The sequence below is a fragment of the Bacillus sp. FSL M8-0071 genome (assembly GCF_037975455.1).
Classification (GTDB): domain Bacteria; phylum Bacillota; class Bacilli; order Bacillales; family Bacillaceae; genus Bacillus; species Bacillus subtilis.
Genome location: NZ_CP150256.1, coordinates 945,001 through 965,487, shown reverse-complemented (window position 1 = coordinate 965,487; position 20,487 = coordinate 945,001). Strand labels below are relative to the sequence as shown.

At 44.8% G+C, this 20,487-nt stretch carries 22 protein-coding genes, 17 tRNA genes and 1 riboswitch (1 of these 40 only partly in view); of the genes, 7 read left to right on the top strand and 32 right to left on the bottom strand.

Going from position 1 to position 20,487, the window contains the following annotated elements:
• Positions 1-9: 9 nt before the first annotated feature.
• The 5 genes from MKX71_RS04950 to queG form a co-directional block, all read right to left on the bottom strand.
• A complete protein-coding gene (locus MKX71_RS04950; RefSeq protein ID WP_041851048.1) occupies positions 10-723 on the bottom strand; it encodes a polymer-forming cytoskeletal protein in 714 nt (237 codons plus the stop codon).
• The gene (locus MKX71_RS04945) at positions 714-1,355 is read right to left on the bottom strand and encodes a YhbD family protein (RefSeq protein WP_339231792.1); all 642 of its coding nucleotides are present in this window, start codon (positions 1,353-1,355) and stop codon (positions 714-716) included. Before MKX71_RS04945 ends, MKX71_RS04950 begins: the two co-directional genes overlap by 10 nt.
• Before the next feature lie 125 nt (positions 1,356-1,480).
• On the bottom strand, positions 1,481-1,963 hold the full coding sequence (gene trmL, locus MKX71_RS04940) for a tRNA (uridine(34)/cytosine(34)/5-carboxymethylaminomethyluridine(34)-2'-O)-methyltransferase TrmL (protein ID WP_003233442.1): 483 nt from the start codon (positions 1,961-1,963) through the stop codon (positions 1,481-1,483).
• Positions 1,964-2,000: 37 nt separating this feature from the next.
• Entirely contained in the window at positions 2,001-2,936 is a 936-nt protein-coding gene (locus tag MKX71_RS04935) for an amidase domain-containing protein (protein ID WP_031315024.1), read from the bottom strand.
• 66 nt (positions 2,937-3,002) lie between these two features.
• Positions 3,003-4,163, bottom strand: coding sequence for a tRNA epoxyqueuosine(34) reductase QueG (gene queG, locus MKX71_RS04930; protein ID WP_003245522.1), 1,161 nt, complete (start codon positions 4,161-4,163; stop codon positions 3,003-3,005).
• Positions 4,164-4,245: 82 nt separating this feature from the next.
• On the opposite strand from queG, the gene MKX71_RS04925 reads away from it, so the two are divergent.
• Positions 4,246-4,869 carry a B3/4 domain-containing protein gene (locus tag MKX71_RS04925; RefSeq protein ID WP_003245517.1) on the top strand — a complete coding sequence of 208 codons (624 nt, stop codon included), beginning with the start codon at positions 4,246-4,248 and terminating at the stop codon, positions 4,867-4,869.
• Positions 4,870-4,959: 90 nt separating this feature from the next.
• Here MKX71_RS04925 and MKX71_RS04920 read toward each other — a convergent pair.
• Positions 4,960-5,033, bottom strand: a tRNA-Gly gene (locus MKX71_RS04920).
• Positions 5,034-5,226: 193 nt separating this feature from the next.
• Between MKX71_RS04920 and MKX71_RS04915 the strand changes: the two genes are divergently transcribed.
• Positions 5,227-5,427: a helix-turn-helix transcriptional regulator gene (locus tag MKX71_RS04915; protein ID WP_009966860.1), complete on the top strand. Its 201-nt coding sequence runs from the start codon at positions 5,227-5,229 to the stop codon at positions 5,425-5,427.
• A 1-nt stretch (position 5,428) separates the two neighbouring features.
• On the top strand, positions 5,429-5,902 hold the full coding sequence (locus tag MKX71_RS04910) for a lipoprotein (protein WP_003245008.1): 474 nt from the start codon (positions 5,429-5,431) through the stop codon (positions 5,900-5,902).
• A gap of 17 nt (positions 5,903-5,919) precedes the next feature.
• Here the strand turns inward: MKX71_RS04910 and rpsN are convergent, their stop codons facing one another.
• The 6 genes from rpsN to MKX71_RS04880 form a co-directional block, all read right to left on the bottom strand.
• Complete coding sequence (rpsN, locus tag MKX71_RS04905) at positions 5,920-6,189, bottom strand: 30S ribosomal protein S14 (RefSeq protein WP_003233455.1); 270 nt, start codon at positions 6,187-6,189, stop codon at positions 5,920-5,922.
• Positions 6,190-6,300: 111 nt separating this feature from the next.
• The gene (locus MKX71_RS04900; protein WP_339232033.1) at positions 6,301-6,837 is read right to left on the bottom strand and encodes a hypothetical protein; all 537 of its coding nucleotides are present in this window, start codon (positions 6,835-6,837) and stop codon (positions 6,301-6,303) included.
• Between the two features lie 103 nt (positions 6,838-6,940).
• Complete coding sequence (gene ssuD, locus MKX71_RS04895; protein WP_003245787.1) at positions 6,941-8,071, bottom strand: FMNH2-dependent alkanesulfonate monooxygenase; 1,131 nt, start codon at positions 8,069-8,071, stop codon at positions 6,941-6,943.
• 22 nt (positions 8,072-8,093) lie between these two features.
• A complete protein-coding gene (locus MKX71_RS04890) occupies positions 8,094-8,924 on the bottom strand; it encodes an ABC transporter permease (RefSeq protein WP_010886451.1) in 831 nt (276 codons plus the stop codon).
• Positions 8,921-9,919 carry an aliphatic sulfonate ABC transporter substrate-binding protein gene (locus MKX71_RS04885; RefSeq protein ID WP_003245431.1) on the bottom strand — a complete coding sequence of 333 codons (999 nt, stop codon included), beginning with the start codon at positions 9,917-9,919 and terminating at the stop codon, positions 8,921-8,923. Before MKX71_RS04885 ends, MKX71_RS04890 begins: the two co-directional genes overlap by 4 nt.
• Before the next feature lie 17 nt (positions 9,920-9,936).
• Entirely contained in the window at positions 9,937-10,704 is a 768-nt protein-coding gene (locus MKX71_RS04880) for an ABC transporter ATP-binding protein (protein WP_010886450.1), read from the bottom strand.
• Between the two features lie 407 nt (positions 10,705-11,111).
• Here MKX71_RS04880 and katA point away from each other — a divergent pair, with 407 nt between their 5' ends.
• Positions 11,112-12,563, top strand: a complete 1,452-nt coding sequence (gene katA, locus MKX71_RS04875; RefSeq protein WP_014476225.1) for a catalase KatA — start codon at positions 11,112-11,114, stop codon at positions 12,561-12,563.
• Between the two features lie 26 nt (positions 12,564-12,589).
• On the opposite strand, the gene senS is transcribed toward katA, so the two are convergent.
• Entirely contained in the window at positions 12,590-12,787 is a 198-nt protein-coding gene (gene senS / locus MKX71_RS04870) for a transcriptional regulator SenS (protein ID WP_003245192.1), read from the bottom strand.
• A gap of 250 nt (positions 12,788-13,037) precedes the next feature.
• Here senS and MKX71_RS04865 point away from each other — a divergent pair, with 250 nt between their 5' ends.
• Positions 13,038-14,393, top strand: coding sequence for an FAD-binding oxidoreductase (locus MKX71_RS04865; RefSeq protein WP_181216910.1), 1,356 nt, complete (start codon positions 13,038-13,040; stop codon positions 14,391-14,393).
• 39 nt (positions 14,394-14,432) lie between these two features.
• Here MKX71_RS04865 and thiC read toward each other — a convergent pair whose 3' ends face one another.
• Both thiC and MKX71_RS04855 read right to left on the bottom strand, forming a co-directional pair.
• Complete coding sequence (gene thiC, locus MKX71_RS04860) at positions 14,433-16,205, bottom strand: phosphomethylpyrimidine synthase ThiC (protein ID WP_015715545.1); 1,773 nt, start codon at positions 16,203-16,205, stop codon at positions 14,433-14,435.
• 132 nt (positions 16,206-16,337) lie between these two features.
• A riboswitch (TPP riboswitch) is annotated at positions 16,338-16,445 on the bottom strand.
• Positions 16,446-16,514: 69 nt separating this feature from the next.
• On the bottom strand, positions 16,515-17,207 hold the full coding sequence (locus MKX71_RS04855; protein ID WP_003245002.1) for a Type 1 glutamine amidotransferase-like domain-containing protein: 693 nt from the start codon (positions 17,205-17,207) through the stop codon (positions 16,515-16,517).
• A 41-nt stretch (positions 17,208-17,248) separates the two neighbouring features.
• Here MKX71_RS04855 and MKX71_RS04850 point away from each other — a divergent pair, with 41 nt between their 5' ends.
• Positions 17,249-17,521, top strand: a complete 273-nt coding sequence (locus tag MKX71_RS04850) for a spore coat protein (protein WP_010886449.1) — start codon at positions 17,249-17,251, stop codon at positions 17,519-17,521.
• 84 nt (positions 17,522-17,605) lie between these two features.
• Here MKX71_RS04850 and MKX71_RS04845 read toward each other — a convergent pair whose 3' ends face one another.
• Positions 17,606-17,809 carry a hypothetical protein gene (locus MKX71_RS04845; protein ID WP_003233478.1) on the bottom strand — a complete coding sequence of 68 codons (204 nt, stop codon included), beginning with the start codon at positions 17,807-17,809 and terminating at the stop codon, positions 17,606-17,608.
• A gap of 141 nt (positions 17,810-17,950) precedes the next feature.
• Here MKX71_RS04845 and spo0M point away from each other — a divergent pair, with 141 nt between their 5' ends.
• Positions 17,951-18,727 carry a sporulation control protein Spo0M gene (spo0M, locus tag MKX71_RS04840; protein ID WP_003233481.1) on the top strand — a complete coding sequence of 259 codons (777 nt, stop codon included), beginning with the start codon at positions 17,951-17,953 and terminating at the stop codon, positions 18,725-18,727.
• A gap of 78 nt (positions 18,728-18,805) precedes the next feature.
• Here the strand turns inward: spo0M and MKX71_RS04835 are convergent.
• The 16 genes from MKX71_RS04835 to MKX71_RS04760 all read right to left on the bottom strand — a co-directional run.
• Positions 18,806-18,887 (bottom strand) — tRNA-Leu (locus MKX71_RS04835).
• A 265-nt stretch (positions 18,888-19,152) separates the two neighbouring features.
• A tRNA-Leu gene (locus tag MKX71_RS04830) sits at positions 19,153-19,241 on the bottom strand.
• A 7-nt stretch (positions 19,242-19,248) separates the two neighbouring features.
• Positions 19,249-19,319: transfer RNA gene (locus tag MKX71_RS04825), tRNA-Cys, on the bottom strand.
• Positions 19,320-19,324: 5 nt separating this feature from the next.
• Positions 19,325-19,399, bottom strand: a tRNA-Gly gene (locus tag MKX71_RS04820).
• Between the two features lie 49 nt (positions 19,400-19,448).
• Positions 19,449-19,520, bottom strand: a tRNA-Gln gene (locus tag MKX71_RS04815).
• 9 nt (positions 19,521-19,529) lie between these two features.
• Positions 19,530-19,605: transfer RNA gene (locus MKX71_RS04810), tRNA-His, on the bottom strand.
• 24 nt (positions 19,606-19,629) lie between these two features.
• Positions 19,630-19,703, bottom strand: a tRNA-Trp gene (locus MKX71_RS04805).
• A gap of 5 nt (positions 19,704-19,708) precedes the next feature.
• A tRNA-Tyr gene (locus MKX71_RS04800) sits at positions 19,709-19,793 on the bottom strand.
• Positions 19,794-19,815: 22 nt separating this feature from the next.
• Positions 19,816-19,888, bottom strand: a tRNA-Thr gene (locus MKX71_RS04795).
• Positions 19,889-19,893: 5 nt separating this feature from the next.
• A tRNA-Phe gene (locus MKX71_RS04790) sits at positions 19,894-19,969 on the bottom strand.
• Between the two features lie 12 nt (positions 19,970-19,981).
• Positions 19,982-20,058 (bottom strand) — tRNA-Asp (locus MKX71_RS04785).
• 11 nt (positions 20,059-20,069) lie between these two features.
• Positions 20,070-20,146, bottom strand: a tRNA-Met gene (locus MKX71_RS04780).
• Positions 20,147-20,155: 9 nt separating this feature from the next.
• Positions 20,156-20,231: transfer RNA gene (locus MKX71_RS04775), tRNA-Val, on the bottom strand.
• A gap of 9 nt (positions 20,232-20,240) precedes the next feature.
• Positions 20,241-20,312: transfer RNA gene (locus MKX71_RS04770), tRNA-Glu, on the bottom strand.
• A gap of 34 nt (positions 20,313-20,346) precedes the next feature.
• Positions 20,347-20,438 (bottom strand) — tRNA-Ser (locus MKX71_RS04765).
• A gap of 5 nt (positions 20,439-20,443) precedes the next feature.
• A tRNA-Asn gene (locus tag MKX71_RS04760) sits at positions 20,444-20,487 on the bottom strand (it continues 31 nt past the right edge of the window).

Below are 20,487 nucleotides of genomic sequence, written 5' to 3'. Positions count from 1 at the left end.
TGATCCTCCTTACAACTTTGTGGATGTTTCAACCGACGCGCTTGGATCACAGGTATAGTCCCCACTGTATTCGACGGTTTCAATCTGGCAATCCGGGCCGATGACCACTTTATTACCGCGCACGGTTTTCGCCTTTGTATTTGTCAATTCAATCACGTCACCTTCGATCAGCTCTGCTGTTAGAACAGGCTGCGGCATCAATCTGAGCAATGTCAGCATTCCTTTTCTGCAGGTCACTTGAAGATGGCGGCAGCCGATCTCCCGCGCATAGCTTTCCCCTGCAGAAAGCTTAATGATCACCTGGTCTGCATTTAAAAGCCCGCTGATTTTGCATTTCCCTTCTGATTGAAAGGTTTCTGTTTCACAATCTGCTTCCATGACAGCTTTTCCGCTAATGTCAATTCCATCAGCCTTGACAGTGCCGCAAAATGTTGATGATCCAGCGATTTTCAATTGTTTTGCAGATACCTCTCCTTGAATAAAACCAGTGCCATTCATCCGGATAGATTCTGCTTCAACGTCTCCATGTATCTTTCCTGAACCGCTGATGGTTACCGCTTTCGCTTTGACGCTGCCGTCAGCTTTTCCGTTTCCATTAAAAGAAAAAGTATCACACTCCACGTCCCCGGCCACTGTCCCGCTGCCATTAATCTCAACAGATTGAAATGTTCCTCCCTTTGAACTTCCTGATCCGTTTATCACCAGCTTTTCCACTACATCCATTGATGGCCCTCCTGCATAAATGTTGTTTTTAATTCCTCTGAAGCTTTTAATAAATCTACCCGTTCCACAACCTTTACGGATGATTCAAACAAAATGCTGTCCGCCGCAGCCGCTATAAAACAAGTTGTGACACCGAGCTTGCGGAGCACAATCAGCTCCGTCTGTTTTTCAATCTCTTCATTATTATGCTTCTTTAATACCTCTGCAGCCATTTTTGCTTCTGCAAGGCTGACATTTCCAGACTGCAGCAGTCCCTCAAGCACATATAGCGAAAGCAAATCGCTGGATGAAAAAACCGGACTTCCTCCGTCTTCTGAATAGGCTTCAAGAGCAGGCCTTGAAACCAAACCTTTATGAAGCAATTCATCAGCGGTCATGCTGACATCCTTCATTTTCGGCGACAGCATTTCCCTCATTTCATCCAAAGACAAATTTTCTTTCATCTTTTGAATCATTGATATACGTTTTAAAATCTCCTCTCTCGGAAAAAACGTCTCTTGCCCTGTAAATGTGGATTTACGAATAAACCATTCCTCAGGTATTAAGTTTTTCCGCTTCCATCGATACAGCTGACCGTATGAAATCGATGTTCTTTCAAGTAATTCTTTTTTAGAGATTAATTGTTCTTCCATAAGTCCAGCTCCTTTGATGGGTACATTGTAACATAACACTGTTACGTTGTTAAGCCCAAAAACGAAACAAAGCATTTCAACATCCGCAAAAAAACCCGCCCATCATCGATGAGCGGGTTTTTTCACTATTTTAAATCACGGTAATTTTGCTGGCGCAGCGCTTCATAAACAAGAATCGCGGCAGTATTGGACAGGTTTAACGATCTGACATGCTCTGTCATCGGAAGACGCAGGCAGCGGTCCATATTATTTTGAATTAAATCCTTTGGCAAACCGCTTGTTTCTCTTCCGAACACGAAGAAATAATCCTCGTCAAGATCAGTGTAATCAAATGATGTATGAGGCTGCTGGCCAAATTTTGTAATAAAGAAAAACTGGCCTTTTTCATATGCCTCAAACAATTCTTCTAACGAATCATGATACACAACATTAACAAACTCCCAATAATCGAGTCCGGCACGCTTCAGCATTTTATCATCCGTTGAAAAGCCGAGCGGACGAATCAGGTGTAGCGTTGTATTGGTTGCTGCACAAGTACGTGCAATATTCCCTGTGTTAGCGGGAATTTCTGGTTGATATAAAACGACATGTAATGCCACAATGTTCACCTCTGTTTTTCTTATCCGCCCATCATTATAACATTAATTACTCTTTTGTCGTATCATCAACGATATGAAAAAAGGCATATCGTATTGACTGCGTGTATGCCGTAGAATCCTCATATGACCAATACCTCATCCGGCTGTCATAGGTCTGGGCGTTGACAAGCGGCATATTGCCTTTGTCCTTTGCCACGACAATCGTTGTATGATTAAAGCGGCCGTCTCCTTCGAAGTCATAGCAAATCACATCGCCCGGCATCAGTTCTTCCGCTGATTTCACCCGCACCGCACGCAGTCCGGCCTTTGAATTCGACAAATACATTTTCATAGAGTGCGCCACCGTCCAGCTGTAGCTCCATGAGCTTTGTTTCATCCACCAGCCTGATCCCCTGTTCGGATGACCGCGCATCGGCGCGCCTCCTGCATGAAGACACTGAGAAATAAAATTTGTACAGTTATCGCTGAAATTTTTATAAGCAGGATTGCGCTTGTTCCAAAATTTCTCGGCATATTGGACAGCGCCGAGACGATCGTATTGAAAAGCCCTGCCAAACGCTTCTCTTTCCTCTTCAGCTTCAGAATAGTCAATAATACTGGTCCCTTCATGAAATCCAGCCGGCTTTTTCGCAATTTCCTGATCACTAATCAAAATGTGATCATACAGGAAAGCCATTCGCTCCTCTATGTGCTCTTCTATATACAAGCTGTCATCTTGTTCCTTACACACGTATTCGTAATGGATGGTATACGAAAGGCAGGTCGTTCCGTCATCCTCAACCCGCACATGATTAATCACGGCCTTTGCTTTCGCTTTTATGATGTCAACTTTACGTTTTTCCAGAAGCTTTTTCTTACGCTCCATGACTTTAAGGTCTCCGACTTGAGACTCCTGTCTCATAGCATGCCCGTTAACCAGAAAGCCCAGCCGCTCCTCCGCTAATTGTTCTAAAATGTACTTCAAGCTCACCCCACCCGCCATACTTTTTTATAGAGAAAAAACACTTGGATGATCTCAAGTGTTTTTTCCTTCTGCTCTATACGTATGTCAGGACAGGCCTTGTTTAGTCATGCCTGAAGCTTTTAGCAACTCAATTCCTTTTTCAATTTCCAGCTTTGCCTCTTCATCCTTCTCTTTTTCCAGCGCTTTTTCAAGCTCTTCCGCGTAGGCGGGGTCTCCGATTTTTCCGATTGCCCATGCGGCTGTCCCCCTGATGACAGGACGCGGATCCTTGTGCATCAGTTCCGTCAATTCAGGCAGTGCGGAAGCATCCTTAAAATGGGCAAGCGCGAGAATGGCGTTTCGCTGAATCGGTTTTTTTCCGCGCCAAGAACCTGAGACATGCCCGAATTTCTCCTTAAATTCCCGATTGCTGATGGCCAAAAGCGGCTTCAATAACGGTTTGGCAATCTCAGGATCAGGCTCCATTTCCGGATGAAGATGAAAATCCTTCCCTTTATTGAGAGGGCATACCGTTTGGCACGTATCGCACCCGTACAGGCGGTTTCCGATTTTTGTCCGGAATTCATCAGGCAAAAATCCTTTTGTCTGGGTCAGAAAAGAGATGCAGCGCTGCGCATTAAGCTGCCCGGGATTAACCAGTGCTCCCGTTGGGCAGGCGTCCAAGCATTTCGTGCAGGACCCGCACATATCTTCAATCGGCACATCAGGCTCAAAAGGGATATTTGTGATCATTTCCGCCAAATACACATAAGAGCCATACTCGGGTGTTGTGATCATACAGTTTTTCGCACTGAATCCGATTCCGGCACGTTCCGCAACGGCGCGATCAGACAATTCACCTGTATCAACCATTGACTTCGTTCTGATATCCTCATGCTTGCTTTTTAGAAAATCCTCCAGCAGATCAAGCTTTTCCCTCAGCACATCATGATAGTCTTTTCCCCAGGAAGCTCTGCAAAAAATGCCCCTGCGCTCAGTTCTCGTGCTTCTCGGCGCATCCTTCATTCTGGAAGGATATGCGAGAGCAATTGCCACTATTGATTTCGCTTTCGGCAAAAGAAGCTTCGGCGTCACCCTTTTTTCGATATCTGGCTCTTCAAAGCCGGAGAGATAGCCGAGTGATTCTTGAAGAATCAAACGGTCTTTTAAACTGTCAAAAGTATCAGCGGTCGTAAAACCAATCTTGTCTACGCCAATGCTTTTCGCGTATTCAATTAATTCTTCTTTGAGCTGATAAACGTTCATGTTTTGCACAGCCTCCTTTCTTTGTGATAAAACGACACAGCGTTTATAATAGGTTGATATCACGTAACTGGAGTGAATGCTAGTGAATATCAAACTTGATTCTGTTATTACTGAACGTGCGGCCGGCTTACATGCAGCTGCTGTCATTTATGAGAATATCGAAGTCGGCTCCTCACCGCAAATGCTGAAAGGCAGACTCCGCCTGTTTCAAGAATCCTTGTTTTTCGACTATGCGGACGGCGGTATATCCGATGAATCCTTCGTCAAGGAATGGCAGAAACTCTTTAAACAGCTTAACCCTTCATTTGAGGGAGAAACAACCCCAATGGAGGACATGCTGGTCCCGATATCCAAGGAACAATTCATGGAAAGTAAAGACTCGGCCCATGACACAATCGATTTTTTCGCATTAAAATATTCTCTGCCTATTATGATTTATGATGCCGGAAAGCTTCATGAGCCGGTCCGGATCTCATTGGGAGAAAAAGAAAACATACTGCTTTTCTCTGATGAAAACGGCATTTTTGGCGATTTCAAAAACAGCGTCAACCACTATCCCGTTTCAAACGAGACTAAGAATATGCTGCAAATCATTTTTTTCCCGCCATCGATTGAGAAAAGCAGCGCTGTTAACCTCTTATCATCATTAACGAAAATGTTTGAACAAATTCACGGCGGCACCCATACAGTACATTGGCTTACGTAAAAGAACACGAATACCGTGTTCTTTTTCACATAAAAAAACGCAATACTTCGTTTATCTGAGAAACGAAACACTGCGTTAATAACGTATGTATGGAGCGGGTGATGAGAATCGAACTCACGACATCAGCTTGGAAGGCTGAGGTTTTACCACTAAACTACACCCGCATTTGTGATTGTCAGCAACAGTACCGCTCTGACTTTTTTTATATTACATGTTTATTTATTTTTCGTCAAGGGAATATAAAAATTTTGTCGAAAAAAAGTTATCTTTTTGTAAAGTTGTTAAGTTCCATTTACATAATGTTAAGTATACTATACAATATAATCAATCGAGATTGTGAAGGGGACAGACGTCATGATGAAAAATAAAGTAAAAGAGCTGAGGGCACGCTTCGGCTATTCTCAGGAAAAACTCGGAGAAACGGTCGGCGTCACAAGACAGACTGTGGCAGCGATTGAAAAAGGCGATTATGTTCCCTCACTGCTGTTAGCACTGAAAATCTGCAAAGCCTTCTCCATGAAAATGGAGGATGTCTTTTGGTTAGAGGAGGAAAACTAAGATGAGCATGAAAACAAAAGCAGCTTTTCACCTTGTTTTATTTGGCCTTGCATGCTGGGCGCTGATTTCATACTTTGAAGCCTCAGAAGGCATAGCATCTTTTTTCGGCACAAAGAGCGGCGGGATGGTATTTGATTTAAACCTCACTCCCTTTATTCTGTTTGTTGCGGCGTCTGCGGTTTATTTGTACTTACAGAAAAAAAGCCGCCCTGCCAGAAAGCAGCTACTTCTGCCTGATGAGTTTGAAGAGCAGGATGAAAGAGAGCAGATGATGACGGCAAAAGCATGTCGCGCGTCATATATCGCTGTCTACTTCTCGCTGCCTGCCGCAGCGGTTCTTCTCATTTTTTATCCGCTATTTCAATCGCGCATTCCGTTTTTCCCTATTATTATTGTGTTTATCATCATGATCATCCAGCACCTTTCCTACGTCATCTCTTTCAAGAAAAACGAAAAAAACTCCGGCGCGCTGTAATCGGCCGGAGTTTTTTCTTACCAGCTTGCTTTTTTCACACCGGGAATCTGGCCTTTATGGGCCAGCTCCCTGAAAGCGATTCTGGACATTTTAAACTTCCTCATATATGCTCTCGGGCGCCCCGTTACCATGCAGCGGTTGTGAAGCCTTCCCGGTGCTGAATCTCTTGGCAGCTTGCTGAGTGCCTCGTAATCTCCTTTTTCCTTCAACTCGCGTCTAATACCAGCGTATTGCTCAACAAGCTGTTGGCGTTTTAACTCTTTTGCCACTTTTGATTTTTTAGCCAAGTCACATAGCCTCCCTTTAAATCGAAATTGTTACGATTTAAAATGTATCATGCACCATTCAAAAAAGCAAGCATACCGCTTTGTAAAACAGACGGCCTGAAGCCGCCCATTCTAATGATGCAATTCCACATAATACAGTAACGCATCTTGATGCTTAATGAGCTCTTTTTTATGTTCAGAGGTGTGCATTGTCTCGTCAGTCCCTCTAATACTGCTGCCGATCAAAGCAGGCTTCTCGAAAGTAATCGGTTCCAGCGATGAAATATTCTGAGTCATTTCCTGTGTTGTGCTATCGTCGCGTTTCACCGATGAATCAGCCGCTATAGTTCCCTGTTTATCCACAATGCCAAAATGAATGGTGGTATGTTTATTCTTTCCTTCCCCCTCTTCATTCTCAAAATAAACAAATTGTATGGTATCAGTTTTTTCCTCTGAATAATCTGCACGAACCGGTCCAAACCTCTCAACAAGCTTTCCCTTTTGATAATGTTCGATGTACATGTCAGCTGAAGAAATACCTTCACCGATATTGACGGCTTCGGCAGTGAATGCCTGTGAAGCTGCGACATCCATTCTGTTTTTTTCAAGATCTGATATGTCCGCCGCTTTGATTTCCATCTGTTTTGAATGTCCGCATGCTGACAGCATAGCTATGAGGCAAATGACTGCCGCGCTTCTCAATGTTTTCAGAAAAAAAGCCCCCTTTTTTTGAATATCATACCATGTTCGGGGGGCTGTATTTTAGTTAAACTCATGCATTTTTCTCTTTGACAAAATAAGTGTTTCCTACCGCTTCTCCCCTTTTGTTCTGAAGCTTTCTCGTCCGATCATTTTCAAACGGCAAAAGCGGAAATACAAGCTCTGCAAAATAATACGCTTCTTCTAAATGCGGATAGCCGGAGAATATAAACGATTCTATGCCGAGTGCCTGGTACTCCGCTATCCGGTCGGCAATCGTCTGCGGATCACCGACAAGAGCTGTTCCTGCCCCTCCTCTGACCAGGCCGATCCCCGCCCACAGATTCGGGCTGATTTCAAGCTTCGTCCGATCGCCTTGATGAAGGACGGCCATCCGCTGCTGGCCTGAAGAGTCGTAACGGCTCAAAGCTGCCTGCGCTTTGGCAATGGTGTCATCATCCAAGTGGCTGATCAAGCGCTCTGCCGCTTCCCATGCCTCTTGTTCAGTTTCACGGGCAATGACATGCAGCCTAATGCCAAATCGAACGGATCTCCCTTCTTTTGCCGCTTGCTTTTTGACTCTTTCTATCTTTTCTTTTACTTGTTCAGGCGGCTCACCCCATGTCAAGTACACGTCTGTATGCTTTGCGGCAGCTTCAATTCCAGCCTGTGACGAACCACCGAAATAGATGGGCGGATGCGGCTCTTGCTGCGGCGGGAAAAGCAGATTGCTGTTTTCCACTTTTATATGCTTTCCTTCATAGGAAACCGTTTCTCCCTGCAAAAGTCTCCGCCAAACGGTTAAAAATTCGTCTGTTGCCTCGTAGCGCTCATCATGGCTGATAAACAGGCCATCGCCTGCCAGCTCATACGGATCGCCCCCTGCCACAACGTTGATCAGCAGCCGGCCGTCTGAAATGCGGTCTAGGGTGGATGTCATTCTGGCTGCCAGAGAAGGCTGCATTAAACCAGGTCTTACCGCGACTAAAAACTTTAAGTCCTTTGTTTCTCCTGCCAGTGCCGACGCTGTAAGCCACGGGTCCTCGCACGATCTTCCCGTTGGCAGAAGAACTCCTGTATATCCCAGCCTGTCTGCCGCCTGCGCGACTTGTTTAAAGTAAAGATGATCCGCAGTCCGTCCATCACTTTCAGATCCTAAATATCTCGCGTCTCCATGAGTCGGTATAAACCAAAGAATTTCCATATTCATCTCCCCTTTATATCTTTTATCCTTCGTAGCTGTTTCTCCACTTTAACAGCTTTCGTTCAAGCAGCCTGACGAAGGAATCCGTCAGCTTTCCAACCACTGCAAAAATGATAATCCCTGCAAAGACTTTATTCGTTTGTGAAAACTGTCTCGCATCCATGATCATATAGCCGACTCCCGAGCTTGAGCCCATCAGCTCTGCCACAACGAGCCCGAGCCATGCAATGCCGAGCGATAAGCGAATGCCTAGCAATATATTGGGCAGGGCTGCCGGCAATATCACTTTGGATATCTGCTGATGCCATTTAAATTCAAGCACCCGGGCGACTTCAAACAGCTTCGCGTCAACCCCGCGGATGCCGTTAAACGTATTGATATAGACAGGAAAGAAGGCACCGAGCGCAATCAGCAAAATTTTAGATACTTCGTCAAATCCGAACCATAAAATAAACAGCGGCGTGACGGCCAGATGAGGTACGGTTCTAAGCATTTGCAACGACGGATCAAGATACAGCTCCGTCCGTTTGGAAAATCCGGCCAAAATCCCGATCATCAATCCAAGCCCCGCGCCAAGCAAAAAACCAAGTGCCGCCCGATAAATGCTGATTTGCAGATGGCCGAACAGTTCGCCGGACAAAATAAGCTCCTTAAAGGTCAGAACAATCGTAACAGGTGTAGGCAGCACTGTAGCGGACACAACCCCCAGCCCGCCGATGACCTGCCAGATGGCAATGATGACAGCGGGCAGTAAAAGCCCCTTCATCCAGCCGTATCTCTTCCTTCCGGGCTTTTTTCGCACCGCTTCCGCATTCGTTTTGGGCAGCGAGCCCGCAGCCTCTGCTTTCATCATTGATCACCTCCTGAGGAATGCTCCTCTAATGCTTTTTTGATAAAAGTGTTATCGACAACATCCTTCACATCAATCTTCTTATCTATCGCCTTTGTTCGAAATTGAAAATCTGCTGTTTCCTGCTGTGCTTTCACAATGTCGTCACTGATGATCTCATTAAGTGGCTCAGTATTTTTCAGCACATTTTCGACGACCTTTTTATCGAGATCTTTAATGTCAGAATATAAGTCCGCTGCTTCATCCAGATGTTCCTTTTGCCATACAACGGCTTTATTAAACACCTTCAGAAAACGGACCACTTCGTCTGGATGCTCTTCTGAAAACTTTGTTCTTACTAAAGTAAAACCCGGTGAATATAAATCTGTGCTTTCTCCGTTCACAAGGATTTTTGCTCCGTGTTTCATTGTTTCTAAGGACAAGTACGGCTCCCAAATGGACCAGGCATCAACAGATCCGTTTTCAAATGCGGAAGCTGCTTCATCAGGCTGAAGCTGAATAATTGTCACATCGTTAGCTGACAACCCCACTTGATCAAGCGCTTTATACAAAAAATCAAACCCGCTGCTGCCTTTGGCGACTGCAATTTTCTTCCCCTTTAAGCCCTTAACGTCTTGAATGCCGCTGTTTTGATTGACAAGGATGCCGTTTGCTTTCAAGCCGTCCTGAGACAAACCGATTTCTTTAAAGTCAATGCCTGCCGCCTGTCCAGCGATCACAGGCGAATTACCGACTTGAGAAAAATCAAGTTTGTCTGCCGCAAGGCCTTCAAATTGGGGCGGACCGCTTTGAAACTCCACCCATTTCACTTTGATGCCTTCTTTTTCAAATGCATCTTCGAACCAGCCTTTTTCTTTTGCAATCAAAAGGGGGCTTAAGCTTTGCTGAATACCAATACGAATTTCCTTCAATTGTTTGTGGTCACCGCTGGCTCCATTTGCTCCACAGCCTGCGAGCAGAAAAATAACGGCAACCAATACAATGAGTCCTTTTTTCATTTCCGCTTCCGCCCTTTCTATATCCCTGATCCTTCTGCGTACTCCAAATCTTCTGTTTTCTCGAATTCCGACAGCACTCTCTGTCTGATCGCTTGGAAATCCGGAGTCGTCCGGTTTCGCGGATACGCCAGGTGAATGGGCATCAGCTTATGGATTTTCCCCGGTTTGGCCTTAAGGATCGCAAGCTCATTTCCTAAATAAACAGATTCATCTATATCATGAGTCACGAGAATCATCGTTGTTTTTTTCTTCCTCCATATATCCAGCAGCACGTCCTGCAGGTGTTTTCTTGTAAAAGCGTCGAGTGCACCAAACGGTTCATCTAAAAGCAGCACCTCAGGCTCCCGCAGCAGGGCCCGGGCGATGGCTACTCTTTGTGACATGCCGCCTGACAGCTCGCGCGGATATGCTTTTTCCGATCCTTTCAATCTGACAATCTCGATCAGTTCATCCACCTTTTGTTTGACTTTTGGGTCCTTCAAATTCAAGTCGGCTGCAATATTCTGCTCAACAGTCAGCCAAGGAAAGAGGCGGTGTTCCTGAAAAATAAATCCTTGCTGAATACCCGGAGCTGTTACGCTGCGGCCGTTAATTTCCACACTCCCGTCATATTCAGAATCAAGCCCTGCAATAATCTTTAACAGGGTGCTTTTTCCGCACCCGCTCGGTCCGATAAGCGTTAGAAATTCGCCTGGTGCGATTGATAATTCTATGTTTTCTAAGACCGTGTTTTTGCGGCCTTCTTGAACAAATGCCTTTTCTTTGATGCTGATGGTCACAGCCACTTTTATCCCTCTCTTTCTGCCAACCCCGCCTTCAAAAAAAACAAAAAGGCCCCCATCTCTGTTCTTGTAGAGATGAGAGCCTTCGGCGGTCCGATCAGCTGCCCAATTGTTTTTTTGTTTGAATAACATGTTAATTCAAATTATTCCGATATGTCAACTCTTTTTTAAATACGATTTTTGATATCCTTGTTTATCACTTACTCTGCTTGTTTCGCAAATAGAGAAGGAAAAATTATTTCTCCAAAAATTATTAAGTGTCATAAAAAGCTGTTACAACAAGGTTTTTCAACAATTTCGATACTATATATCGATTAATAGAGATAACTATTTTATAATAATTATAAAATAATATTGACTTTTTACTTAGAGATGATATTATGTTCTTATAAATTCCAAGAGGTGATAACATGAGTTCAAATAAACTGACAACTAGCTGGGGCGCTCCGGTTGGAGATAATCAAAACTCAATGACTGCCGGTTCTCGCGGACCAACTTTAATTCAAGATGTACATTTACTCGAAAAATTGGCCCATTTCAACCGAGAACGTGTTCCTGAACGTGTTGTTCACGCCAAAGGAGCAGGCGCACACGGATATTTTGAAGTGACAAACGACGTAACAAAATACACGAAAGCCGCTTTCCTTTCTGAAGTCGGCAAACGCACACCGTTGTTCATCCGTTTCTCAACAGTTGCCGGTGAACTTGGCTCTGCTGACACAGTTCGCGACCCGCGCGGATTTGCTGTTAAATTTTATACTGAAGAAGGAAACTACGACATCGTCGGCAACAATACGCCTGTATTCTTTATCCGCGATGCGATTAAGTTCCCTGATTTCATCCATACACAAAAAAGAGATCCAAAAACACACCTGAAAAACCCTACGGCTGTATGGGATTTCTGGTCACTTTCACCAGAGTCACTGCACCAAGTGACAATCCTGATGTCTGACCGCGGAATTCCTGCGACACTTCGCCACATGCACGGCTTCGGAAGCCATACATTCAAATGGACAAATGCCGAAGGCGAAGGCGTATGGATTAAATATCACTTTAAAACAGAACAAGGCGTGAAAAACCTTGATGTCAATACGGCAGCAAAAATTGCCGGTGAAAACCCTGATTACCATACAGAAGACCTTTTCAATGCAATCGAAAACGGTGATTATCCTGCATGGAAACTATATGTGCAAATCATGCCTTTAGAAGATGCAAACACGTACCGTTTCGATCCGTTTGATGTCACAAAAGTTTGGTCTCAAAAAGACTACCCGTTAATCGAGGTCGGACGCATGGTTCTAGACAGGAATCCGGAAAACTACTTTGCAGAGGTAGAACAAGCGACATTTTCACCTGGAACACTCGTGCCTGGTATTGATGTTTCACCGGATAAAATGCTTCAAGGCCGACTGTTTGCTTATCATGATGCACACCGCTACCGTGTCGGTGCAAACCATCAAGCGCTGCCAATCAACCGCGCACGCAACAAAGTAAACAATTATCAGCGTGATGGACAAATGCGTTTTGACGATAACGGCGGCGGATCTGTGTATTACGAGCCTAACAGCTTCGGCGGTCCAAAAGAGTCACCTGAGGATAAGCAAGCAGCATATCCGGTACAAGGCATCGCTGACAGCGTAAGCTACGATCACAACGATCACTACACTCAAGCCGGTGATCTGTATCGTTTAATGAGTGAAGATGAACGTACCCGCCTTGTTGAAAATATCGTTAATGCTATGAAGCCGGTAGAAAAAGAAGAAATCAAGCTTCGTCAAATCGAGCACTTCTACAAAGCGGATCCTGAATACGGAAAACGCGTGGCAGAAGGCCTTGGATTGCCGATTAAAAAAGATGCTTAATGTAGAAATGCAAAAACCCGCTGTAATCAGCGGGTTTTTTTATATTTAGTTACACATTGCGTATGCTTCTCATCAATCTTCATATAAATTTCTTCCATTAGCTCCGCGCTGTTTATAATCTCTCGTTTGTTTTTTTCAATCAGCAGCTCAAGCGGCAAAATCTGATTCCCGTAGGTTTTTCGCTTCCTGAATCGTTTTCTCCCCTTTTCTTTTTTGACTCCCATCAATAATCCCTCCTTTTTCATACAAAAAAGGCCCTTATCTAAACGATAAGAGCCTTCGGTGTTCCGATCAGCGCGATAAATTTGAAAAATTTGTACTGACCATGTTAATTCATACAATACCGACCTGTCAACTATTTTTTGAGGGTGTTGACACTGTATCAGATTGCATCCCCGCTTTTTCCTTATACACTCTTTTCCCCTGACGCATAAGCTAGAGAAACTAGAATACGAGAGAAAGAGATGTGGGAGTGTGGAAAAGACAAAATTGACCGGACGTATCGTGACACGGGATGATCCGGACTATAACAAAGCAAGAACCAATATTAACCTAAGCTTAGAAAGGTATCCTGACATCATTGTGTTTTGCCAAAACAAACAGGATGCACTCAATGCGCTGAAATGGGCGCGTGAAAACCGTGTGCCTTTCCGTATTAGAGGCGGCAGACACAGCTATGAGAACTTTTCCCTTTTAAATAACGGTCTTGTTATTGATTTAAGCGAGATGAAAAAAATAACTGTGAATCAGGATAAAAAGCTGGCCTATATTGAAGCGGGGGCTGAATTGGGAGAAGTCTATCGGACACTCTGGCAATACGGCCTGACGCTTCCCGCAGGCACCATTGCTAATGTAGGGCTCACAGGTTTAACTCTCGGAGGGGGAATTGGACTTTTAACAAGGGCTGCCGGCCTTACTTGCGACAGCCTCGTGCAGCTTGAGATGATCGTAGCAGACGAAAAAGAGGGCGCTGATCTGATTACAGTCAGCTGTTCAAATCATCCAGACTTATTTTGGGCGTCTCAGGGAGGCGGAGGAGGCAATTTCGGCATAGTCACCTCCATGACATTTAAAGCAGTGCCCATCTCTCAAGTGTCGATTTTTTCTATAACATGGGGATGGGATGATTTTGAGGAAGTATTTAACACGTGGCAGCACTGGGCCCCGTATACAGATGACCGGCTTACATCATCAATAGAGTTTTGGCCTAAAGAAGTAAACCGCATAGAAGCCCTCGGCCAATTTGTCGGGCCAAAAACAGAGTTAAAAAAACTGTTAAAGCCTTTATTGAAAGCAGGAAGCCCAACAAGCGGAATGGTAAAAACAATGCCGTTCATCGAAGCGGTAACCTTTTTTAACAGCCCGGGAGGCAATCAGCCTCAAAAAATGAAACGCTCCGGCTCTTTCATTGAAAAGCCATTATCAGAACGTGCGATTTCAACAATAAAACACTTTTTAGAGCACGCTCCGAATCAAAACGCCAGTGTCTGGCAGCAAGCACTCGGCGGGGCAGCCGGACGGATCGCTCCCAACCAAACGGCATTTTATTATCGTGATGCAATCATTGCCCAGGAATACTTAACAAACTGGACATCCCCTGGAGAAAAAAGACAAAACGTCCGCTGGATTGAGGGGCTGAGAACGTCCCTTTCGAGAGAAACGATGGGAGACTACGTAAATTGGCCAGATATTGAAATCAGAAACTGGCCAAGAACATATTACGGCGAAAACGTTGAACGCCTCCGCCGTGTCAAAACGAAATATGATCCAGAAAATGTTTTCCGCTTTGAACAGAGTATTCCGCCGCTTCGACGCTCTCTGTTTTTCTAAAAAAAAATGAAGATGGAGCATTCTCCATCTTCATTTTTTTTATTGATATAAATTGCTTCCCGTATCGACAAACTCTTTTGCTTTTTCTTTTAATCCTTTATTTATGGCTTCTGCTTCACTGAGATCGTTTTTCTTCGCATAATCCCGAATATCCTGTGAAATTCTCATGCTGCAAAATTTCGGACCGCACATGGAACAAAAGTGAGCGGTTTTTGCTCCTTCAGCAGGCAGGGTTTCATCATGGTATTCAAGGGCTCTCTCCGGATCAAGAGATAAATTAAACTGATCCCGCCAGCGGAATTCAAAACGGGCTTTCGATAACGCATCATCCCGGGTTTGTGCTCCGGGATGCCCTTTTGCAAGATCCGCAGCGTGCGCAGCGATCTTATATGTAATGACTCCTTCACGAACATCATCACGATTTGGCAGTCCCAAATGCTCCTTCGGCGTTACATAACAAAGCATTGCTGTCCCGTACCAACCGATCATCGCCGCTCCGATCGCTGAAGTAATATGGTCATATCCCGGAGCAATATCCGTTGTCAACGGCCCCAATGTGTAAAAAGGCGCTTCTTTACAAATGTCCATTTGTTTATCGACATTCTCTTTGATTTTATGCATCGGAACATGGCCAGGACCCTCAATCATCACCTGAACATCATGCTTCCAGGCAATTTGCGTTAGCTCTCCAAGCGTCTCTAATTCAGCAAACTGCGCTTCGTCATTGGCATCAGCAATTGATCCGGGACGCAAACCATCCCCAAGAGAGAAAGCAATATCATACATTTTCATAATCTCACATATTTCTTCAAAATGTGTGTATAAAAAGCTTTCTTGATGATGAGCCAGACACCACTGCGCCATAATCGCTCCCCCGCGTGACACGATACCAGTTGTCCGTTTGGCAGTCAGCGGTACATACCTAAGCAAAACACCCGCGTGAATCGTAAAATAATCCACTCCCTGCTCTGCCTGCTCGATTAGCGTATCACGATAAATCTCCCACGTTAAATCCTCAGCTACGCCGTTTACTTTTTCAAGCGCCTGATAAATCGGAACAGTTCCCACAGGCACGGGGCAATTGCGGATAATCCATTCACGCGTCGTATGAATATCTTTTCCGGTAGAGAGATCCATCATCGTATCCGCTCCCCAGCGGATGGCCCACGTCATTTTTTCCACTTCTTCTTCAATGGATGACGTAACCGCTGAATTCCCGATATTTGCATTAATCTTCACATGAAAATTCCGGCCGATAATCATTGGCTCACTTTCAGGGTGATTAATGTTTGAAGGAATAATCGCCCGGCCGCTGGCTACCTCGTCTCTGACGAATTCAGGAGACACATGCTCACGAATGGCGATAAATTCCATCTCAGGTGTAATGATCCCCTTTTTTGCATAGTGCATTTGTGTGACATTTTGACCTGCCTTCGCCCTCAGCGGTTTCCGCTTTAATCCTGGATAGCTTACGTTTGGTTTTGCTTTTTTATAACCGTTATCTTCTGGTTTTATAGCCCGACCTTCATACTCTTCCACGTCACCGCGCTCTGTGATCCATTTTTGGCGGAGCGGCTTTAATCCTTCTTGAATATTAATGGTTACTTCAGGGTCCGTATACGGTCCGCTTGTATCATAGACACGCACAGGCGCGTTTTCCTCTTCGCCGAACGATCCCGTCGTCGGACTCAATGCAATCTCCCTCATCGGCACTTGGATGTCCGAAGAAGAACCCTCCACGTATACCTTCTTGCTGCCTGAAAAACTTGACATAATGGAAATGTTGGCTTGCTGCACTGAATTGTTTTGCATTACTTTTCCTTCCCCTTTCTACGTTTGAAAGGACAAAATCAAGCCCATAACCAGCACAAAAAACCGGATTCATATAAATGAACCCGGTTACAGTCAGAAAGAAACATATTATTGCCCAGCAAGACAATAACAAAAACAATTCCTCTACTTCCCCACGCTGGTACGAACCAGATCAGGTCCAAAGGGTTAAGAAGCTTGCCTTCTCTCTCAGCCCGAAAGCGGGCACCCCCAGTAACTATTGATTTCGCACTCATCTTATCATAAAATCAATCTGAAAAAAAGAGGAATATAGATAATATTCAGCCAATTTCACCCTAAATATTTGACCGGCAACGGGATTTCAGCTATTTCATGTTCAGCCATCATCACCCGATATGCCTTTGCACCCGACCTTGAACTCACAGTCTGAAACAGCTGATCATTTATGAAATGGAGAGCAGCCCCATCATCCGCTGCATAGCCACTGCATAAGAACTTGTTAGATATCAGCTGGTGGTATGCCGGTCTCCGATCCTTTTCCCCGTCATAATGGGGACAAAAGCTCCCTTGCAAAAAACCTAAACTTTTCAAACTTGTCAGCGGTCCGGCTGAATCTGTCACCCCTTCTTCAAACCAGCAGATCGCACCGGCACTTATTCCAGCTACAACCACACCGTTCTTCCATGCTTCCCTGAGAATATGGTCCAGCCCCCACTCTTTCCATAACACAAGTAAATTCCGCGTATTTCCCCCGCCAACATAAATCACGTCCATTTCCATAACAAAAGAAACTAAATCTGATGATGGTGGCTTAAACAAAGATAAATGAGACGGCACGCAATCCAATGTTTGAAATGCATGATAAAACCGCTGAATATAGTTTTGGGAATCTCCGCTCGCCGTCGGCAAAAAACAAATACGAGGCTGCTCTCGTTTTGATTGATTGAGGATATATTGATCGAGGGACAAATTATCCGGCTCCATCGAAAAACCCCCGCCCCCCATCGCAATAATCTGCTTCATCATCACACCCCCCAACAAAATTTGTTGCTTATTATAGCATTTTGTATAGAAGCAAGAAACAAAGTCAAATACTTTCTTATCAGGAGCTGCTAAAAAAACAAAGGAGGTGGTTTCCCATTGAACAAAGTCTTTGTCCCAAAGATATTCTTGATTTGTTAACAACAATAAAAACCAGCATTAACAAATACACTGTCGCAACAACAGCAACCGAAAATCCCCACATCAGAAGAGCATTGCATGATCAATTAGATACAGCTGTTTATCTCCATGATGAACTGTCAGATCTTCTGTTAGAAAAGGGGTGGCTCGGGTGAGCAATTCCAAATCGATTCGCTTTTATCTTACAGCAAAGACCACAAAAAGAGACGGGATCTCAAAGATGAGATGCCGTCTCTTTTTTATTGCTCCACTCTTCTTAAAGCCTCATTTACCGTTTCTTTTATAAACACGTCTTCACCGCTTAATCGGTCTAAACTGAGATCGCCGTTTCTCAGCCTTTCGGAAATATTGTTTATATCCTCCTCTACTGTGATTTGCAGCTCACCAGCCAAAAACATTCTGTGTAATTCATCTGCAACCAAACTTTCTTTATTCACTTCCATCGACTCCTTTATTTTCAATATTATTCTTAGTCTGTCCCTAGGCCGAGACGAATAATAGGAAAAAAGTATGAATCAAACGAATCTTTTTTCCTCCTTCTTACGTATATCTGTTGAGAAAAAAGAAAAAGGGGAAGATCTAACATGTCATTTTTTAAGAAGCTTGCGGCAAGTGCCGGAATTGGAGCTGCAAAAGTAGATACAATTTTAGAAAAAGACGCATATTTTCCAGGAGAAGAAGTACAGGGAACGGTACATGTCAAAGGCGGAAAAATCGCTCAGGACATCCGTTATATCGATTTACAGCTTAGCACACGGTATGTCATTGTAAAAGACGATGAAGAGCACCGGAAATACGCTACAATTCATTCTTTCCGGGTCACTGGTTCATTTACCATACAGCCTGGTGAAGAGCATCAATTTCCGTTCACATTCACTCTGCCTCTAGATACGCCGATCACTGTAGGGAAAGTAGAGGTTGCCGTGGTGACAGACCTTGACATTCAAGGCGGTATCGATAAATCCGATCATGACCGCATTTTCGTTGAAGCGCACCCTTGGATTGAAAATGTGCTTGAAGCAATCGAAAACCTGGGCTTCCGTCTTAACGAAGCAGACTGCGAACAAGCGCCCTACTTCCAGCGTCGTCTTCCGTTCGTTCAAGAATTCGAATTCGTTCCGACTTCCGGATATTATCGTCAGATGCTTGATGAATTAGAGCTCATTTTCCTTTTAGACGAAGACGGTTTGGAAATCATTTTCGAAGTCGACCGCAGAGCAAGAGGACTCCGAGGGTGGTTGGAAGAGATGTATAATGACGGAGAACAGCTTGTACGCGTCCGTTTCAGCCAATCAGAGCTTGAAGATACAGAAGAGCTAGAAGAGGTGCTAGAAGAGATCCTAGACCAATACGCTGAGTAAGTATAAAAAGGAGCCGAGGCTCCTTTTCTTTAATAAAAAATAAAAACCCGTTTCTGTTAAGAAACGGGTTTTTCAGTATACCGGTGGTCGGGGTCGAACCGACACTCCAGAAGGAACACGATTTTGAGTCGTGCGCGTCTGCCAATTCCGCCACACCGGCAAGTTTTACGTCGTATCTAACCGACGAATATAAATATATCATGGATCTCATAAAGTGTCAACGTATTTCAAAAAAGTTTTTATGGAAATATAAAATAAAAGTGTTGAAAGACTAGCTATACAGCCGCTTTATAATAGGCCTCGGAACTTAACTTGTTATGATAAATCAAAGCATTAAAAAAATGATCTACTTATGTAGATCATTAATATGATTAGTTATAATGATAAAACACAAACACCAATTCAACTTACCATGTAAGTAAAATTGGTGCCGAGGGCCGGACTTGAACCGGCACGGTAGTCACCTACCGCAGGATTTTAAGTCCTGTGTGTCTGCCAATTCCACCACCCCGGCAATAAGAAGGCGACACCCGGATTCGAACCGGGGATAAAGGTTTTGCAGACCTCTGCCTTACCACTTGGCTATGCCGCCGTAATTGGAGCGGAAGACGGGATTCGAACCCGCGACCCCCACCTTGGCAAGGTGGTGTTCTACCACTGAACTACTTCCGCATTTTTAATGGACTTAATACATTATATGCAGTTGATATAAAAAGTGAGACTGGGCTAGCTGGATTCGAACCAACGCATGACGGAGTCAAAGTCCGTTGCCTTACCGCTTGGCTATAGCCCAATGATAATATGGGGCGATTGATGGGAATCGAACCCACGAGTGCCAGAGCCACAATCTGGTGCGTTAACCACTTCGCCACAACCGCCATAATCTCAAGATGTCATAAATTTGGCAGGGGCAGTAGGAATCGAACCCACACCGGAGGTTTTGGAGACCTCTGTTCTACCGTTAAACTATGCCCCTATAAATGGTGGAGGGGGGCAGATTCGAACTGCCGAACCCTGAGGGAGCGGATTTACAGTCCGCCGCGTTTAGCCACTTCGCTACCCCTCCACATTAAATTTTGAAAAAACAGTGCCGGCAAGAGGACTTGAACCCCCAACCTACTGATTACAAGTCAGTTGCTCTACCAATTGAGCTACACCGGCATAGGTGGTGGCTCGGGACGGAATCGAACCGCCGACACACGGATTTTCAGTCCGTTGCTCTACCAACTGAGCTACCGAGCCTAAGTATTCAAATGGCGGTCCGGACGGGACTCGAACCCGCGACCTCCTGCGTGACAGGCAGGCATTCTAACCAACTGAACTACCGGACCATTTTAAAATTTGGTTGCGGGGGCAGGATTTGAACCTGCGACCTTCGGGTTATGAGCCCGACGAGCTACCGAACTGCTCCACCCCGCGATGATATAATGGTGGAGGATGACGGGCTCGAACCGCCGACCCTCTGCTTGTAAGGCAGATGCTCTCCCAGCTGAGCTAATCCTCCATCATATAATGACCCGTACGGGATTCGAACCCGTGTTACCGCCGTGAAAGGGCGGTGTCTTAACCGCTTGACCAACGGGCCCAGACTTTCAATTGTAATTATGTATAAGTATCAGTGGCGGAGAGCAAGGGATTCGAACCCTTGAGACGGAGTTGACCGCCTACACGATTTCCAATCGTGCTCCTTCGACCACTCGGACAGCTCTCCAATAATGGCTCCGCAGGTAGGATTCGAACCTACGACCGATCGGTTAACA

Coding starts and splice junctions, on each gene's coding strand:
- MKX71_RS04950 (WP_041851048.1), bottom strand. CDS start 723: ATGGATGTAGTGGAAAAGCTGGTGATAAACGGATCAGGAAGTTCAAAG.
- MKX71_RS04945 (WP_339231792.1), bottom strand. CDS start 1,355: ATGGAAGAACAATTAATCTCTAAAAAAGAATTACTTGAAAGAACATCG.
- MKX71_RS04935 (WP_031315024.1), bottom strand. CDS start 2,936: ATGGCGGGTGGGGTGAGCTTGAAGTACATTTTAGAACAATTAGCGGAG.
- queG (WP_003245522.1), bottom strand. CDS start 4,163: ATGAACGTTTATCAGCTCAAAGAAGAATTAATTGAATACGCGAAAAGC.
- MKX71_RS04915 (WP_009966860.1), top strand. CDS start 5,227: ATGAAAAATAAAGTAAAAGAGCTGAGGGCACGCTTCGGCTATTCTCAG.
- MKX71_RS04910 (WP_003245008.1), top strand. CDS start 5,429: ATGAGCATGAAAACAAAAGCAGCTTTTCACCTTGTTTTATTTGGCCTT.
- MKX71_RS04900 (WP_339232033.1), bottom strand. CDS start 6,837: ATGCTGTCAGCATGCGGACATTCAAAACAGATGGAAATCAAAGCGGCG.
- ssuD (WP_003245787.1), bottom strand. CDS start 8,071: ATGGAAATTCTTTGGTTTATACCGACTCATGGAGACGCGAGATATTTA.
- MKX71_RS04890 (WP_010886451.1), bottom strand. CDS start 8,924: ATGATGAAAGCAGAGGCTGCGGGCTCGCTGCCCAAAACGAATGCGGAA.
- MKX71_RS04885 (WP_003245431.1), bottom strand. CDS start 9,919: ATGAAAAAAGGACTCATTGTATTGGTTGCCGTTATTTTTCTGCTCGCA.
- katA (WP_014476225.1), top strand. CDS start 11,112: ATGAGTTCAAATAAACTGACAACTAGCTGGGGCGCTCCGGTTGGAGAT.
- senS (WP_003245192.1), bottom strand. CDS start 12,787: ATGGGAGTCAAAAAAGAAAAGGGGAGAAAACGATTCAGGAAGCGAAAA.
- thiC (WP_015715545.1), bottom strand. CDS start 16,205: ATGCAAAACAATTCAGTGCAGCAAGCCAACATTTCCATTATGTCAAGT.
- MKX71_RS04855 (WP_003245002.1), bottom strand. CDS start 17,207: ATGAAGCAGATTATTGCGATGGGGGGCGGGGGTTTTTCGATGGAGCCG.
- MKX71_RS04845 (WP_003233478.1), bottom strand. CDS start 17,809: ATGGAAGTGAATAAAGAAAGTTTGGTTGCAGATGAATTACACAGAATG.
- spo0M (WP_003233481.1), top strand. CDS start 17,951: ATGTCATTTTTTAAGAAGCTTGCGGCAAGTGCCGGAATTGGAGCTGCA.